Genomic DNA, 15969 nt, shown 5'->3' with positions numbered 1-15969 from the left:
CTGTCGGACCCGAACCGTCCGTACGGCTCCTTCATGTTCCTGGGCCCCACGGGCGTGGGCAAGACCGAGTTGTGCAAGGCGCTGGCGGGCTTCCTGTTCGATACCGAGGAGTCGATGATCCGCATCGACATGAGCGAATTCATGGAGAAGCATTCGGTGGCCCGCCTGATCGGCGCGCCGCCAGGCTACGTGGGCTACGACGAAGGCGGTTACCTGACCGAAGCCGTACGGCGCAAGCCGTACAGCGTGATCCTGCTCGATGAAGTCGAAAAGGCGCACAGCGATGTCTTCAACGTGCTGCTGCAGGTGCTCGACGACGGCCGCATGACCGACGGCCAGGGACGCACGGTGGACTTCAAGAACACGGTGATCGTGATGACCTCGAACCTGGGCTCGCACAAGATCCAGTCGATGGACAGCGACGATCCGGGCGTGGTCAAGCTGGCGGTGATGGCCGAGGTGCGTTCGCACTTCCGGCCGGAGTTCATCAACCGGATCGACGAGATCGTGGTGTTCCATGCGCTCGACGAGAAGAACATCGGCGCGATCGCCAAGATCCAGCTCAAGCACCTGGAACAGCGCCTGGCGAAGATGGAGATGACGCTCGATATCTCGGAAGAAGCCTTGCAGAAGATCGCGGAGGCGGGCTACGACCCGGTGTATGGCGCGCGGCCGCTCAAGCGCGCCATCCAGCAGCAGATCGAAAATCCGCTGTCGAAGCTGATTTTGTCGGGACGTTTCGGACCGAAGGACCAGATCCCGGTGCGGGTCAGGAACGGCAGTCTGACCTTCGAGTAAGCACGCTTCGGGCAGTCAGACTGGCGCAGGCGGGCACGCAGCCCGTCTGCGCCACGTTGGATCAACGCTTGCGGCGTACGCCTGCCAGGCCAGCCAGGCCAAGCATGAAGAGCGCAATCGCGCCCGGCTCGGGAACCACGTTCCAGCCGATCACGTCAAAATACTGCACGTCCAGCGGCGACAGGCCGAGCTTTTCGCCACGGTCCGCGGTCGGGTCGAGCAGGCCCAGATGCAATTCATCCTGCCAGTGGCTGGCCTGCTGGCCGTCGCCATGGGTCGCGCCGGTGGAGAAGGTCGCCAGCTTGTTCTGGCATTTATCGAGCGAGAAGAACTTGGTGCGCGTGTCGGCCGACCAGTCCAGGTCCGCCGCTTTTTTCTTGCTGTGGTCCGAACAGCGATACAGGTCGCCCGGGGAGATGAAGGTGAATTCCGCGTCGGCATAGTCGCCGGTGAGGTTGTAATCGAGCACGTCGACGCCGCTGATGAAGCCGAGCGCGTGGCCGATTTCGTGCGCGGCCACGCCGATGAAGTCGTACGCCGTGCCGTCGACGCCATTGCTCGGATCGAAGTCCCAGTTGAACAGGCTGCTGAAATTGATTTCGCCGTCCGAAACGTCATCCTTGGCGCCGGCCAGGCCGAGCGCGCGCGCGTTGGCGCGGGTCATGCGGATGTTGCTGTTGTTATCGTCGCAGTTATCGTCCAGGAAGGGCGTGGCGCTGCCGATGCCCGACGGGTTGGTGCCGGTGCCGTTCATGATCACATTCAGGCAGCTGCTTTTCGACAGGTTCGCTACGGCGGTCTTGTCGCTGATGCTCCAGGCATCCTTGGCGAGTGCCTTGCGGTAGTCATCGTAGCTGAACAGTTCCCGGGTCGAGCCGGTCGAGCCGAGCACGCCCGGCTCGAGCTCCATGAAGCCGATGTTCAGGTTGACCTGGACGTTGTCATGCAGCACGTTGGTCCAGCGCGTGGCAGCGGCCTGGAAGCCGGCCAGCGCCAGCGGATCCATGCCGGGCGCCGGGGTGAAGTTGATGACGAGTGCCTGGGCCGAGCCCGCGTAAGCGCACAGGAGGACCGGCGCGATCTTCAGTAAACGTTTTAAAGTTTTCATTTCCGCTTTTCAAGGTGTCGCTGATTAAAATCAGACTATTAATATATTTTTCATCACGCTTCATGCTGAGAAGCATTGCGTGAGTGAATTTTTCTCAAAAACGTATGCTAAAGAGCAAGTTTCGCGCCAGAATGTTAAGCCCTTGTTACTAAAGATTAAATTTTGGACAAGGGAGGATTTGACAGTTCAACTGTAAAGATTTCCGACAGTCACTGAGTGAGGGAGGGTGTAGGTGAACCGCAGGCAATGGCGCGCCCGGAAAACAAAAAACCGCCCTTCCCGCAGTCGCAGGAAGGACGGTTTTTGAGCGGGGCCAGGCCCCGGGTCTAGCGCAGGATCAGGTGCGGCCCTGGCGCATGAAGCGCTGGATGTGGTCGATCATGACCGTATCCGAATACGGCTTGCCGAGCAAGACATCGACACCGGCGTCAGCGGCCTTGGTCTGGTAGCTTTCCTCGGCACTGATCATGATCACGGGAATGTGCGCCGTCAGCGGGTTCTCGCGCACGTGCCGGGTCAGTTCAAATCCATTCATGCCGGGCATTTCGACGTCGGTGATCAAAACGTCGGGCATGCGCTCGGCGATCTGTTTCATGGCATCGAGGCCATCTTCCGCCATCGCGACCTGGAACTGATTGTTGACCAGCAAGCGGTTGGTTTTCACCCGCACGACCTTGGAGTCGTCCGCGATCATGACGACCGTGTCCGCCGCGGCTTTCGGCTCGATCACGCGTGCCGGGGCCACCGGGGCGGCGGGAGCGGCAGGCTGCTGCTGTTTGGCCGCTGCTTCCTCGGCCAGGCGTGCGGCGGCGGAGCGCTGCGCTTGCGCAGCCTGTTCGGCGGCGACGCGTTCTGCCTCAAGGCGGGCGGCTTCTTCAGCGGCAATGCGTTCCGCTTCCGCCTTGGCGGCCAGTTCGGCTTGCAGGCGCGCCGCCTCGGCCTCGGCGAGGCGCTGTGCTTCGAGACGGGCGGCCTCTTCGGCAGCAAGGCGGTCGCCTTCGATGCGGGCGGCTTCTTCGGCAGCCACACGCTCGGCTTCGATGCGTTCGGCTTCTTCGGCGGCACGACGCTCGGCTTCGTGGCGTTCGGCTTGTTCGGCCGCAAGACGCTCGGCTTCGCGCCGCGCTGCATCCTCGGCGGCGATGCGGTTGGCTTCGCGCTCGGCCGCTTCAATCGCGGCGATGCGTTCGGCTTCGAGCTGCGCGGCATGTTCGTCGGCCAGGCGTTTCGCTTCCAGCTGCGCCGCCTGTTCGTCGGCGATGCGTTGCGCTTCCAGTTGCGCGGCATGCTCGTCGGCGATGCGTTTCGCTTCCAGCTGTGCGGCATGCTCATCGGCAAGGCGTTGCGCTTCCTGGCGCGCCGCTTCTTCGGCGGCCTGGCGTTCCGCTTCCAGGCGCGCGGCGTCGGCGGCGGCAATACGTTCGGCTTCCAGACGCGCCGCTTCGGCGGCGGCAACGCGTTCGGCTTCCAGGCGGGCCGCTTCGGCGGCGGCAACACGCTCGGCTTCCAGGCGCGCGGCTTCGGCCGCGGCAATGCGCTCGGCCTCGACGCGGGCCGCTTCGGCCGCAGCAATGCGTTCGCCTTCGATGCGTTCGGCTTCGATCACCGCACGGCGCTCGGCGTCACGGCGCTCGGCTTCCTCGGCAGCGGCAAGGCGTTCCAGGTCGAGGCGGGCGGCCTCGATGACCGCTTCGAGGCGTTCCGCTTCGGCGGCCGCGGCACGCTGCTCCGCTTCGGCTAGTGCCGCGAGGCGCTCGGCTTCCAGGCGTTCTTTTTCCAGCCCGGCCAAACGGTCCAGTTTTGCCTGCTCCGCCGCAGCGCGCTCGGCGGCGGCGAGGCGTTCCGCTTCCACCCGTGCAGCTTCCTCGGCGGCTTCCTGCTCAGCCTGGATGCGTGCGAATTCCTTGGCCTGATCGGTATCCTCGAGCATGGTCGGTTCATCACGCTGTTGCAGCGCTTTGATTTCCCGTTCGCGCAATACGTGCACGACGACACGGTAAGCCACGTAGAGGACCACTAATATCAAAACGCCAATGCCGACATTTGTTTCGTAACTTGAAGTAAACACGCGAACAGCTCTCCGTCGTTACCTTTTTTCAAGGCAATTGGTTAATAAAAGGCGATCTTGGTTGTAGGCAACAATGATACACCGGCGCGCGGCAGAACACGATGGATGGTTGTAAGCATTCGTGTGTTCTTGTTCTGCGACAGGCCGGCTGCGAACGTGCTGATCGGCGATTTGGTATCGACTTTCGCTACTTTTCTACCATTTTTCATAAAGCGTAGGGACAAAGCGCGTATCACGCCACCATTTTGCAGGGAAAAAAAGAGCCGGCGCATGGCCGGCTTTACCACACCCACTGTGTCTTATACGGTCGGCGGATCGGTTTCCCTTGCAAAAGTGCGATGCCGCGCGAGCGCCGTCTTGAACTGACTGAGCGCTTGCGCGGTCACGCCGGCGTTGGCATTGACGATGCCGGGATCGTCGCAGCCGTCGGGCAAGCTCTGAGGGATCGCGGCGTGGGCCAGCACGTCGGCACCGGTACCGATGGCAAGGATCGGCTTGCCGTGGCGATACTGTTCGCGCACGAAGTCGAGCACGCGCGGGTCGCGCCCTAGGGCGATGGCGGCATCTTCCCCGCCGGGCAGCACCATCGCGTCGTACATGACCGAGGGACTGGCCTCGAAGGTGATTTCCACGTGCAGGGGCTGGCCGTCGAGCGAGCTGACCTGGCCGAGCCGCTGGCCCACCAGGCGCGGCACGGCGCCTTCTTCCAGCAAGGCGGTATAGATGGCGCGCACCATTGCGCCATCCGTGCCGGACGCCACCAGGATGGCCACCTGGCGCGTGCGGATGCCGGCCACGCCCGGACGGCTGAGCAGCGAGAGGGCGGGCGAGGGCGCATACGCAGGCAGCGGCAGCGTGGTGGCCAGCGGCAGCGGCGGCGGCACGGCGATGCCCAGGCCCGCCGCCACGGCGCGCGCCAGGGTCGCATCCACATTGACCAGCCCGGCCACCATGCGCACCCGGATCGCCAGCGTTTCCACGCGCGTCAGCTCGAAGCGGAAGGCGTCGATGATGTGGGCTTGCTCGGGCGCACTCTGGCTGATCCAGAACAGGCGCGCTTGCGAGTAGTGGTCGGCAAACAGTTCGGGCTTGCCGCGCACCTTGTTGCCGGCCACGGCGTCGGGCACGCTGACAAAGCCGGCGCGGCCAGCCTGGAACGGGCAGCCGCCGGCCAGCGAGTTGGGCTCGTAATTCACCCGGCCGCGGTTGACCGACTGCCGGTGGAAGCCTTCGCGCTGGTTGTTGTGCACCTCGGCCAGCGGCGCGTTGATGGGGATTTCGTGGAAGTTGGGGCCGCCCAGGCGGGTGATCTGGGTATCCGGATAGGAATGGTTGCGGCCTTGCAGGATCGGGTCGTTGGTGAAGTCGATGCCGGGAACAATGTGCTGCGTGCAAAACGCCACTTGCTCGGTTTCGGCAAAGAAATTGTCCGGGTTGCGGTTCAGGACCAGTTTGCCGACCGGGAATACCGGGATCAATTCCTCGGGGATCAGCTTGGTCGGGTCGAGGATATCGAAGGGAAAGGTGGCGGCCTCTTCTTCAGTGAATATTTGCAGGCCCAGTTCGTACTCGGGGAAGTTGCCGGCCTCGATGGCTTCCCACAGGTCGCGCCGGTGATAGTCGGAATCGATGCCGCGCAGCTTGAACGCTTCATCCCACACCAGCGAGTGGGTGCCCTGCAGCGGGGTCCAGTGAAATTTGCACAGGCGCACGTCGCCATTGGCGTTGATCAGCTTGAAGGTATGCACGCCGAAGCCTTGCATCATGCGGTAGCTGCGCGGAATGGCGCGGTCGGACATGATCCACATGAGCATGTGGGTGATTTCGGGACTGAGCGAGGCGAAGTCCCAGAATGTGTCGTGCGCGCTGGACGCTTGCGGCATGCCGTGGTGCGGTTCGGGCTTGAGGGCGTGGGCCACGTCGGGGAACTTCATCGCGTCCTGGATGAAGAAGACCGGGATGTTGTTGGCCACCAAGTCCCAGTTGCCTTCGTCCGTGTAGAACTTGACGGCAAAGCCGCGCACGTCGCGCGCCGTGTCGGGCGAGCCGCGCTCGCCGGTGGCGGTGGAGAAGCGCACGAATACCGGGGTGCGCTTGCCGGCCTGGGCAAAGGGCGCGGCGCGCGTGAGCTGGCACAGATCCTGGTAGGACTCGAAGTAGCCGTGCGCGGCCGAACCGCGCGCGTGCACCACGCGTTCCGGGATGCGCTCGTGGTCGAAGTGCGTGATTTTTTCGCGCATGACGAAGTCTTCCAGCGCGACCGGGCCGCGCAGGCCGATCTTGAGCGAGTCCTGGTTGTTCGATACGGGAACGGCCTGGTTGGTGGTGAGGCGCTGCTCGGTATCGTCGGCGCGCACCCGGTCCAGTGAGCTGTTCAGGGCGTTATCGCCCAGGCGAGCAATGCCGGCGCCGACCTTGGGCGAGGCGACGTTTTCGGTGCTGGTGCTGGCCGTGGCCAGCGGCGTCGATGAGGCATACGCTTCGCCGGTGTGGGGCGTGCGCGCCGCATCGCCGTATTCGAGCGGCTTGGTGGCGTTGAAGGCGCGTTCGTCAGCCAGGTCCGCTTCGCCGCCGGCCTTGTCGAGCAAGCGCTCCGCGGTGGGATTGGTGGTGCCCAGGCTGCCGGGCAGGGCCGGGTCCGAGGGACCCGCGACGGTGCTGAGGATGGAACCTGCGCCGTCGGTGGACGGTCCGCTTTTTTTACGTGTGACCATGAAATACCTCTTAGAAAGAGTGGGGCCGGCGCCCCTGGCCTGTCGAGTTTGCATCGCTGCCGCCGCGCGGGATTGATCGCGAGCAGGTGAAAGGGCGCGGGAGATCACGGCGCTTTCACGGCGTGCGCACGATGGCGGCCGGTGGTAGTCTGTCGGGCTGGCGAACCACGTGTAGAACATGCATGGCGACATTGTCGAATACCTGCCGGGACTTGCTCACGCGCAGCCGGCGCTACGGGCCGCTGTATGGCGACCGGCTTGCCAATCACTTGCCGATGACGCTCATCGCGCTCGAGCGCATGGGCGCGCCGGCCGAGGCCATGGAGCGCGCATTCGACGTCAATGCGCGCCGCTTGCAGCCGCACGATGGCGACATCGGCGCGGTTGCGGATGCGCTTGATTGGCTGGGCAAGGGGCGCAATGCCGGCGGCCTGGAACGTTTTTTCCACGAGCGTGTGCGGCGCGACGGCCTCGACGCCGTACTGCGCGCCTGGGTGCCGCGGCTGTTGCCGGGCGTGGCGGCGTCGGCCTTTCATTGCCTGATCCGCCTCGCGTACGCCATCGATGCCGGCGACGTGGATGAAACCTGCGCCGCGCTGGCGTACTGGGTCATGGACTATGCGGCGCTCGATCTGGCGCCGGACGCGGTGGACGAGGCGCCGGCCGGCATAGCGGCGCGCCTGGCCCGCGCGGTGGCTGGCCATGCACCGTGGGACGGCATCATCATCGACCGCATGCGCCAGGCGGCGCGCCATCCGGGCGTGGCGGGCACGGCGATCCAGCCGGCCACGCTCGACCTGCGGCAGGTGGCGCAGTTCGCGCTCGCGGCCTACCATGCGCAGGAAGATTTCACGCTCTTGCATACCGTCACGGCATGCCATGCTTTCCGGGTGGTAGCGCCGTACGCGGGCGAGCCACGGCGCGCGCTGCGCTATCTGTGGGAAGCGGTGCTGGTTGCGAGCCTGACCGTGGAGCCATCCACAGCGCCCGCGCCGGCGCCCGTTGCGGAGATTGACTGGCACGCCTGCATGGCGCAAGCTGCGCGGGCCACCGATGCGCATGTCGTCAAGCTGTGCTATTCGGCCTGGTGCGAGTCGCTCGTCTACGGCGACCCGCGCTACCTGGCAATTGCCGCGCGCAAGCTGGCCTGACGTACCAAACAGAAAGCACCAATTGAAACTGAACCACCTTGTATTGCTGGGTGCACTGATGACAGGCAGCGGTGCCTGTCTCGCCCATAAAGATCGTATCATCACCGTTTCCGCGCAAGGAGCGATGGCCGATATTCCGGCCGAATTCGGCCCTGCACGGCTGGAGGTGGTGTTCGCCGCCCCGGGAGGCAAGCCGCCTGTCGGCGCGGTGACGTTATGGCTTGGCGGGCACATGACCGTGCTGCCGGCCTGCATCGTCGCGCTCCTGCCATCGCGGCAAATGGCGCACCTCAGCGCCACAGCCTCCTGGTACCACGACGAAAATGGTTCGCTGCCGTATTATCTCGGCATCAAGTTCGCAGCCCCGAAGGCAAACGCGGAGCGCCAGATCGAAGAGCATGTCAGCATGTTGTTCAATTTGCGCACTGCCAGATTAATCTCCATCGACAAGGTCATGGTCGATCCCCGTGCCGGGAGCGAGCATTCAAGCAGGCTGCAGCTTGAGCAGCGTTGTTCGCCGCAGGTACTCGACGCCGTGTTCGATCCGGCAGCCAGGCTCAACGCGCGATGATGTCGCCCACAAGGTCGCCTTTCAGCACCAGGGTCGAGCGGCCGTCGTCGCCCAGCAGAAACACGCCGCGGCCGTTCGAGTAAAGGATCTGGCCGGCCGGCGTGATGTCGTAGGACGCCACATTGCTCGCCAGCACGCGATCGTCGCCCTGGCGGCTGCGCTGCACCAGTTGCCAGCTGGCCGGCACCAGCGAAGGCACGCCGGCCACCGTGCTTTCGCTGCGCAGGGCTTTTTCGGCATCGATGCGCTTGCCCTTGAGGATGATGGCCTTCACGTCGGCCTGGGCCGCCGGTCCGCTGGCGCCGGTGAGCGGCTTGCGGCTGTACATCATCGAGAAAAAATTCAGATAGTGGAACACCGCGCGCAGCAGGCGGAGCGGGAACAGGACGGTATCGAGCAGGATATTGCCGCTGCTGTATTGCGGCACGTCGTACGGGCGGCGGATGAACAGCAGCTCGCCCGTGCGGGTCACGCGCGGATGCAGGAAGTCGGTGTTGGCGTCGTCCAGCACCGTGTCGAGCTTGCCCGAGCGCAGGTCCAGCTTCTGGATGGTGCTGTGGCCGAGCGCGACGATCATGCCTTCCTGGTTGCGCGCCAGCCCGGCCGATTGATAGACGATGCTGTCCTCGTCGCACCAGGCGGGCGCGGAATCGGCCGTGTCGCCGCCGGTCAGCTCGCGCAGGTTGTTGCCCTGCACGTCCAGGGTGGCGATGTTGGTGATGCTGTCCTTGGACGAAGAGGTGCAGACCAGCCTGCCGGTCTCGCGGTTCAGGTTCAGGTCGCTCAAATCGAGGTTTTGGCGGTGCACGATGCGGGTTTCGACGCCGGTCTCCAGATCGAAGGAAAACAGGCCGCCGATGCCTTCGTCGCTGAGGAAATACAGGATCGATTGCTGCTGGTCGAACTGGGCCGAGGTATAGCGGATGGCGTTGGCGGCGTCGCCGAACTGCTTCATCTGGCCGTAGGCAGCCACTTCAAAGCTGGTGTTTTTCTTCCACGCATTGCGCTCGTTGCTGCGCGCCAGGCGGTCTTCGATCTCCTGGATGTAGGGGCTGTGCAACTGGCGCAGCGCGCCGCCATCGGGCTGGTAAAACAGCTTGCCGTTCGAGAGGTACGCCACCCCGATGCCCGACAGGTTGGCCGAGCCGGCGGCGCTTGCGGTGCCTGCGGCGCTCTCTTTCGGCGCATCCGTGACGCGGTAGAACAGGATGACCAGGCACACGAGCAGCGCAAAACCGATAAGTAAAACCACCAGGGAACTCCTCAAATTGGGACAGCAGGGAAGCGCTCACTATACGTGCTTAATACCCCTAAGAAATACACTATTTGTAACTACGCAGTTCAGCGCGCATTGTCGTGGGCAAAAAAGGCGGTCGGCGAGCTGCCGAAGGTTTTCTTGAACATCGCCGAAAAGGCCGACTGGCTGGCATAGCCCAGTTCTTCGGCCACTTGCGAGAGCGGCATGCCGCGTGCGATCAGCGGCGCGGCGTGCGCCAGGCGCACCTGCTGGCGCCAGTGGCCGAAGGGCATGCCCAGCTCGCGCTCGAACAGGCGTGTCAGGGTGCGCTCGGAGGCGCCGACCCGGGCCGCCCACTGGCCCAAGGTCAGCTGGCTGGCGGGGTCCTCGATCAGGGCCGCGCACAGGGCGCCCAGGCGTTTGTCCTGCGGCAGCGGCACGCGCATGGGACGCGTGGCCGAGCCGGGCAATTCGTCGAGGATCAGCTCGGCCAGCAATTGCTCGCGCGGCCCCGGCCCGGTCTGGCCCAGCGCGACGATCAGCTCGCGCAGCAGCACCGAGACGCTCAAGACCCGGCATTCGTCGCCCTCGAACGGCGCGCGCGCGGCCAGGATGCACAGCGGGCGCAGGCGGGCCGTTTCGAGCACGTGGATGGCATGCACCACATTGGGCGCGATCCAGATCGCGCGCAGGGGCGGCACGATCCAGGTGCTGCCGGGCGTGGTCACGCGCAGCACGCCGCTCAGGGCAAAGGTCAGCTGGCCCCAGGCATGCTGGTGCGGGTCGAGCCACTGGGTGACGTCGAGGTCGCGGGCGAGGGCGCGCACCGGGCGCGCCGGCGTCGGTTCGAGTCCGGGCGGCTGCCAGCGGGTATGGGTCAGGATGGTCAGGGTCATGGGGGTGATTGGCGGATTTGCGACAAAGTATGGCTTCCTGTCTCAAAACTGTCGATGATTTTTTACTTACACTGGGGTTTGCCCATTCGAGGATGCTTCATGAACACACCCACCCTGCGCGAGGATGCGCGCGTCATCGGGCTCGTTTCGCTGGCCCACGGCGTATCGCACTTTTACCACCTGATCCTGGCCGCCCTGTTTCCGTGGTTAAAGCCCGGCTTCGGCCTCTCGTATGCCCAGCTCGGCTTGCTGATGACCCTGTTTTTCGTCGTCTCCGGCATCGGCCAGGCCCTGTCCGGCTTCGTGGTGGACCGGGTCGGCGCGCGCCGCGTGCTGTTCAGCGGGCTGGCGCTGCTCGGCACGGCCGCCCTGGTGCTGGCCGGCGCGCAAACCTACGCCATGCTGGCCGCCGGTTCCATGCTGGCCGGCCTGGGCAATGCCGTGTTCCATCCGGCCGATTACACCTTGCTGAACCAGCGCGTCAGCCGTGCACGCATCGCCCATGCCTTTTCGATGCACGGCATCAGCGGCAACCTGGGCTGGGCGGCCGCGCCCGCGTTCTTGGCCGGGATCGCCGCATTGGCCGGCTGGCGCGTGGCGCTGCTGTCGGCTGCCGCCATTCCCTTCGCCACGCTGGCGCTGCTGTTCGCCCAGCGTGCTCATCTGCGCGCCGATCCCGCCCCGGTGCGGGCGGCCGGCGTGCCGCAGGACAGTTCGTTCGCCTTCATGAAGCTGCCGGCCGTCTGGATGAGCTTTGGCTTCTTTTTCCTGACCGCCATTGCCTTGGGCGGCATCCAGAGTTTTTCGTCGGCCAGCCTGGTGGCGCTGTACGGCATTTCGCTGGCTTCGGCCACCACCGCCTACACGGCCTACATGCTGGCCTCGGCCGGCGGCATGGTGCTGGGCGGCTTCCTGGCCGCGCGCGCCCAGCGCCACGACCGCACGATCGCGATGTCGTTCATCTGCGCCGCGCTGATGGCGCTGCTGGTGGGCGCGGCCGTGGTGCCGGGCTGGATGGCGGTGGTGCTGATGGGCGGCATCGGCCTGGCGGCAGGCGTCGCCGGTCCCTCGCGCGATTTACTGATCCGCGCCGCGGCGCCGAAAAACGCCACCGGGCGCGTGTTCGGCATCGTGTATTCGGGCCTCGACAGCGGACTCGCGCTTGGCCCGCTTCTGTTCGGCACCCTGATGGATGGCGGCCACCCGGCATGGGTGTTCGGCTGCATCGCCCTGTTCCAGGTGCTGGCGATCGGCACCGCGCTGACCGTGGGCGGCAGCAGCCGCGCGCCGCAGCTCAAGCAGGCCTGAGCCGGCGCACGGCCCCTGGCCGGCCGGGTGCGCGCGGTTCGCCGCGAGCAGGGTGTAGCGCACCCGGTAAGGCTTGAAGCCAAGGATCGTCTTGAAGCGCCGCAAGCCGTCGGTGGCGCCGAACCAGGTGTCGTACATGGCGTAGCGCACCTTGCGTTCGGCGATCAGCAGGCTGACGATGTCGACGATCATGAAGTGCATGATGCCGTCATTGTTGCGGTAGCCGAGCAGGCGCGAGAACAGGGCAAAGTTGCCGTAGATACCGAGCTCGCAATACGCCACCAGCTTGCCGGACTTGTCGAGCACGCCGTAGTAGCGGTAGTGCGCGCGGTCGGTGTAGTGCGTGGCGCGCTCCTGGTAGCTGGCGGCCATGGGCCGGCCCTGGCGCTCGGGCATGGACTGGTTGATGGCATGGATGTCGTCGGCGTAGCGGTTGCGCTCGATGCTGGCAAAGCGGTAGCCGCGCGCCTGCGCCCGGCGCGCGAAATACCCGCCCCAGTTGCGTTCGCCGATCGATTCGCGGTAGTGCGCGGGCGTGGCGAACTGGCCGATGTCGACCAGGGCCGCCCCGATGGTCTTGTTGCCGATGATGCGGTAGCGCGGATGGCGGCGCGTGAAGTTGCGGTAGGCGGCGTTCACCTCGGCGGGCGCAAGGGCCGCGTCGAACTGCAGGTGGGCGCGCGGCAATGTGGCGATGGCGGTGACGATGTCCCACCAACGCCGGAGCTGTGACAGCGTGCTGAGCATGCGTGCCCCCTTGTCGAGAAAGAGGGTCCGATTATCGCGCCGGAGCGCTCGCCCGTCTGCCCTGTTTGCGCCGCGCTTGTGGCACATCACGCATGCCGCAGATGCCGTTTCCGAACGGGAACCGGAACCCGGCTGGCGCGGTCAAAGTCCACTCACACAAGCCGCGCGGCAATGGCTTAAAATCGTTCTCATTTCCACTTCTTTTGCGAGCGAACCGACATGAGCTTTGCCACCACCGATCTGTGCGACGACCACCCTGAACTGCTGGAAGACGGCCGCCTGGCCGTGCTGCCGCCGCTGTTCAGGCATTACGGGCAGCAGCTGCGCTTCTGCGGCAGCGTCACCACCCTCAAGGTGTTCGAGGACAATGCCCTGGTGCGCGCCACCCTCGAAGCGCCGGGCAACGGCAATGTGCTGGTCATCGACGGCGGCGCCAGCCTGCGCCGCGCGCTGGTCGGCGGCCAGCTGGCCTTGCTGGCGCAAAACAATGGCTGGAGCGGCATCGTGGTCGATGGCTGCGTGCGCGACAGCGACGAAATCAATGCCTGCGCCATCGGCGTGCGCGCGCTGGGCACCCATCCGCGCAAAAGCAGCAAGCTGGGCGCGGGCGAACGCAATGTGCGCATCTGCGTCAGCGGGGTGGCGGTGCAGCCGGGAGACTGGTTGTATGCCGATGCCGACGGCATCGTGGTGGCGCAGCAGAAGCTGGCCTGAGGGAAATCAGATAGATTCTGCTTGAAAACCTTGCGCGCGGTAAGCTCCGGGCCGCCGCGCGCAAACGTCCTGAGGCGCCTGTCTGGCCAGACAGGCGTAGCCGCTCGCGAGTGCTACCAGCTGGCCTGATACGAGGCCGCATTGAAATTCGCATTCTCCGTAATTGAACGCGTATCGACAAATTCGAACGCACTCATCTCAATGCGCTGCAACTGGTTGATCGTTTCCGGGTTCCAGCTGGCGCTCGGTTCGCCTGTCATGAAACTGTTGCTGCCGATATCGGCCACATACACGCATGCGGCCGAGGGCGGCGGCTTCGTCAAAAGCAGCCCGGCGCAGCCGATTCCCGACTTGCAGTTTCGTTTTACCCCCGCCCACCTGGACGATCACGGGCACACCTTGTCGAGCGCGGCCTACACCATGCTGGGCCACGGCTATGCCCTGCACGTATGCGACCTGCGTCCCAAAAGTCGGGGCGACATCACGCTGGCCAGCGCCGACCCGGCCGCCGCACCGCTGATCAACCCCAACTACCTGTCGCACCCGGGCGGCCTGAGACGGCGCGCAGCGCCCAAATCAGTGTAGTTCGCCGGCGTCGCGCCTCATGATCGCCCTGGCCGCTGCCGCGTGGCCGCTGGTCCGGCACGACTGTTGGACACGCCTGCGGGGCAAGCGGAAGCGCGCTTGCGGATCAGCGGTGCCGATGGGGGAAGTTGGCGCCCGACGTCGGGTGGTCGAGCGCGCGCATGGCTGGAAAAACCGGTGTCGCGGCTTTTTGCGCCGGTGGCGATGAAGGCGGCGACGGTCGCACCTGCCCTCATCTGGTGTGCTGCGCCATTGGCTGGCGTGCAGCAGGCCTACCGGGGCAGGCGCTTAGAACGGGGCGCTACCGAGCGCCTTGGCGACGTCGACCTTGAACTTGGCGGCCTGGTCGTCGTTCGGAATTTCCTTGGCCAGGGCCATGACCACGGCGCGCACGTCGGTGGCGCCGTCGAAATGGTCGCTGCAGACGATTTCCGCCATCGGTCCCACATACTTCACCAGGCAGCGCTGCAAGGTCGCCTTGATGTCGGCCGTGAGGCCCGGCGTGGCGGCAGGGCGCGGCGCGGCGGCGGCAGGACGCGGTGCGGCACCGCCCAGCACGCCGCTGCCAGGCAAGTCGTCCAGGGTACCGTCGAGGTAGCCCAGCACGATCTCGGTCGGCCAGTCCAGTCCGTCAGCATTGACGACGCCGGCCTTGTCCAGGGTCAGGCGCGCGTTCTGCATGGTGCGCATGATGGCCAGGCCGTCGCGGCCGCGGCGGCCACGGCACAGGATGAAGACGATCTTGCCGCCTTGCAGGTGGACCTGGGCCATGCGGTTGTCGTCGCTGATCAGCAACGCCGTGCCGGTGACGCGCTGCGAGCAAAAGCCAGCGATCTGGTCGACCACGTCGATAAATGGCAAGAATTCCGGTTGTGTCATATCAGTAACCTCTCATCGGTATCAAACCTTTTTACGCAGGCGATCCATTGCCAGCTGGATGCTGACGCCGAGACGTTCGATGGCACGGGCCAGCGAGCCAATTTCATCGCCGCGGGCCGTTTGCGGAATATTGACTTGCAGTTCGCCATTGCTGAGCTGACGCGCAATCGCGGTCAGTTCGTTGATCGGACGGGTCAGTGCCTTGCCGAAGAAAATGGCGACGCCGATGACCAGGACCACGGCCGCGGCGATCAGGATGCGCGCTTCGCGTTCCATCTTGTGCATCGTAGCGTATGCTTCATCGTAATCTTGTTCAACCAGCAAAGTCCAGCCTTGCGGCAATTTGCGCATGAAACCGATCACTTTGCGCTCTTCCGCGGTGTAGACGACAGGCGCGTCGGCGATGCCGGCCACCTTGAGCGCCGGGTAGGCGGTGAAATCCTGCAGGGCGGTACGGACCTTGGCGGCGTCGCCGTGGGCGATGACCTTGTTGCTGGCGTCGAGCAGGATGGCGCGGCCGGTGTCGCCGATGCGGATATCGGTCACGATCTTGGAGATATCGTTCAGGTGCATCGACATGGCCAGTACGCCGACCAGGGCGGCGTTGGCATCGCGGATCGGGGTGGCCACGATCAGTGCCGGCTTGCCGGTCGTTTTGCTGATGGCGACCTGGCGGCCGACGGGCTGGCCCTTCATCACGGACTGGAAGTAGGAACGGTCGCCGTAATTGATCGGGGCGCCGCCATCGTTACGGGCCGTGTTCGAGCCGTCGGGCGCGATCGTAAACATCAGGAACGACCATTCGTAGGCTTTGCCGGTCGCCTTCAGGATCGGGATCTGGCGCTCGGGAATCATCGACACCGTGTCCGCGAGGCGGCTGGTCTGGTTCATCGCGTGCAGATTGGTATCGTCCCACGTGTTGATGCCGTTGGCCACGGTGTCCATGGTCAGGACCAGGCTTTGCGACACGTTGTCGGTCAGCTCGCGCTGCGCGGCCCGGTCACTGATGATCCACAGGGTGCACAGGGGGATCAGTGTGACTGCGAGCAAGGTAATGAGTACCTTGTGAAAAATATTCAAACTAAATTTTGGGTTCATGCTGCGCCTTCGTAATAGAGGTCTGCTTGACGTGGCAGATCGGCCAGCGTGTCGGACATCAAGATACCGATTGCTGGGCCGACATTAACTGGTGT

The 15969-nt window shown here is 64.9% G+C and carries 15 protein-coding genes; 6 read left to right on the top strand and 9 right to left on the bottom strand.

The features are described 5' to 3' along the window. Positions 1-798: AAA family ATPase (locus RBA41_RS32225; protein WP_306628431.1), on the top strand; the 798-nt coding region annotated here is incomplete at its 5' end. Positions 799-859: 61 nt separating this feature from the next. Here RBA41_RS32225 and RBA41_RS32220 read toward each other — a convergent pair. From RBA41_RS32220 to RBA41_RS32205, 4 genes are all read right to left on the bottom strand, one after another. Continuing rightward, positions 860-1906, bottom strand: a complete 1047-nt coding sequence (locus tag RBA41_RS32220; protein ID WP_306628430.1) for an NF038122 family metalloprotease — start codon at positions 1904-1906, stop codon at positions 860-862. 337 nt (positions 1907-2243) lie between these two features. Further along, positions 2244-3923 (bottom strand): response regulator, encoded by a 1680-nt coding sequence (locus RBA41_RS32215; protein ID WP_306628432.1) that lies wholly within the window; start codon positions 3921-3923, stop codon positions 2244-2246. Between the two features lie 92 nt (positions 3924-4015). Then, entirely contained in the window at positions 4016-4246 is a 231-nt protein-coding gene (locus RBA41_RS32210) for a hypothetical protein (RefSeq protein WP_306628429.1), read from the bottom strand. 27 nt (positions 4247-4273) lie between these two features. Continuing rightward, on the bottom strand, positions 4274-6688 hold the full coding sequence (locus RBA41_RS32205) for a catalase (RefSeq protein WP_306628428.1): 2415 nt from the start codon (positions 6686-6688) through the stop codon (positions 4274-4276). A 182-nt stretch (positions 6689-6870) separates the two neighbouring features. Between RBA41_RS32205 and RBA41_RS32200 the strand changes: the two genes are divergently transcribed. Then, the gene (locus tag RBA41_RS32200) at positions 6871-7839 is read left to right on the top strand and encodes a questin oxidase family protein (RefSeq protein WP_306628427.1); all 969 of its coding nucleotides are present in this window, start codon (positions 6871-6873) and stop codon (positions 7837-7839) included. A gap of 22 nt (positions 7840-7861) precedes the next feature. Next, on the top strand, positions 7862-8410 hold the full coding sequence (locus RBA41_RS32195) for a hypothetical protein (protein ID WP_306628426.1): 549 nt from the start codon (positions 7862-7864) through the stop codon (positions 8408-8410). Here RBA41_RS32195 and RBA41_RS32190 read toward each other — a convergent pair. After that, positions 8397-9662: a TolB-like translocation protein gene (locus RBA41_RS32190; protein WP_306628425.1), complete on the bottom strand. Its 1266-nt coding sequence runs from the start codon at positions 9660-9662 to the stop codon at positions 8397-8399. The two genes, RBA41_RS32195 and RBA41_RS32190, sit on opposite strands and share 14 nt — an antisense overlap. Positions 9663-9751: 89 nt before the next feature. After that, complete coding sequence (locus RBA41_RS32185; RefSeq protein ID WP_306628424.1) at positions 9752-10543, bottom strand: AraC family transcriptional regulator; 792 nt, start codon at positions 10541-10543, stop codon at positions 9752-9754. Between the two features lie 99 nt (positions 10544-10642). Between RBA41_RS32185 and RBA41_RS32180 the strand changes: the two genes are divergently transcribed. Then, positions 10643-11851, top strand: coding sequence for an MFS transporter (locus tag RBA41_RS32180; protein ID WP_306628423.1), 1209 nt, complete (start codon positions 10643-10645; stop codon positions 11849-11851). A gap of 966 nt (positions 11852-12817) precedes the next feature. Next, on the top strand, positions 12818-13312 hold the full coding sequence (gene rraA, locus RBA41_RS32175) for a ribonuclease E activity regulator RraA (protein WP_306628422.1): 495 nt from the start codon (positions 12818-12820) through the stop codon (positions 13310-13312). Positions 13313-13425: 113 nt separating this feature from the next. Here rraA and RBA41_RS32170 read toward each other — a convergent pair whose 3' ends face one another. After that, entirely contained in the window at positions 13426-13572 is a 147-nt protein-coding gene (locus RBA41_RS32170) for a hypothetical protein (RefSeq protein ID WP_306628421.1), read from the bottom strand. Here RBA41_RS32170 and RBA41_RS32165 point away from each other — a divergent pair. Then, entirely contained in the window at positions 13571-13897 is a 327-nt protein-coding gene (locus RBA41_RS32165) for a hypothetical protein (protein WP_306628420.1), read from the top strand. The genes RBA41_RS32170 and RBA41_RS32165 overlap by 2 nt on opposite strands. A gap of 288 nt (positions 13898-14185) precedes the next feature. Here RBA41_RS32165 and RBA41_RS32160 read toward each other — a convergent pair whose 3' ends face one another. Continuing rightward, positions 14186-14776, bottom strand: coding sequence for a DUF8082 domain-containing protein (locus RBA41_RS32160; protein WP_306628419.1), 591 nt, complete (start codon positions 14774-14776; stop codon positions 14186-14188). Between the two features lie 21 nt (positions 14777-14797). Further along, positions 14798-15874, bottom strand: coding sequence for a cache domain-containing protein (locus RBA41_RS32155; protein ID WP_306628418.1), 1077 nt, complete (start codon positions 15872-15874; stop codon positions 14798-14800). Between the last annotated feature and the right edge of the window lie 95 nt (positions 15875-15969).

Source organism: Massilia scottii (assembly GCF_030846495.1).
GTDB lineage: Bacteria > Pseudomonadota > Gammaproteobacteria > Burkholderiales > Burkholderiaceae_D > Telluria_A > Telluria_A violaceinigra.
This window is presented reverse-complemented; position numbering and strand designations above follow the sequence as displayed.

Coding starts and splice junctions, on each gene's coding strand:
- RBA41_RS32200 (WP_306628427.1), top strand. CDS start 6,871: ATGGCGACATTGTCGAATACCTGCCGGGACTTGCTCACGCGCAGCCGG.
- RBA41_RS32205 (WP_306628428.1), bottom strand. CDS start 6,688: ATGGTCACACGTAAAAAAAGCGGACCGTCCACCGACGGCGCAGGTTCC.
- RBA41_RS32160 (WP_306628419.1), bottom strand. CDS start 14,776: ATGACACAACCGGAATTCTTGCCATTTATCGACGTGGTCGACCAGATC.
- RBA41_RS32155 (WP_306628418.1), bottom strand. CDS start 15,874: ATGAACCCAAAATTTAGTTTGAATATTTTTCACAAGGTACTCATTACC.
- RBA41_RS32170 (WP_306628421.1), bottom strand. CDS start 13,572: ATGACAGGCGAACCGAGCGCCAGCTGGAACCCGGAAACGATCAACCAG.
- RBA41_RS32180 (WP_306628423.1), top strand. CDS start 10,643: ATGAACACACCCACCCTGCGCGAGGATGCGCGCGTCATCGGGCTCGTT.
- RBA41_RS32185 (WP_306628424.1), bottom strand. CDS start 10,543: ATGACCCTGACCATCCTGACCCATACCCGCTGGCAGCCGCCCGGACTC.
- RBA41_RS32210 (WP_306628429.1), bottom strand. CDS start 4,246: ATGCGCCGGCTCTTTTTTTCCCTGCAAAATGGTGGCGTGATACGCGCT.
- RBA41_RS32165 (WP_306628420.1), top strand. CDS start 13,571: ATGAAACTGTTGCTGCCGATATCGGCCACATACACGCATGCGGCCGAG.
- rraA (WP_306628422.1), top strand. CDS start 12,818: ATGAGCTTTGCCACCACCGATCTGTGCGACGACCACCCTGAACTGCTG.
- RBA41_RS32220 (WP_306628430.1), bottom strand. CDS start 1,906: ATGAAAACTTTAAAACGTTTACTGAAGATCGCGCCGGTCCTCCTGTGC.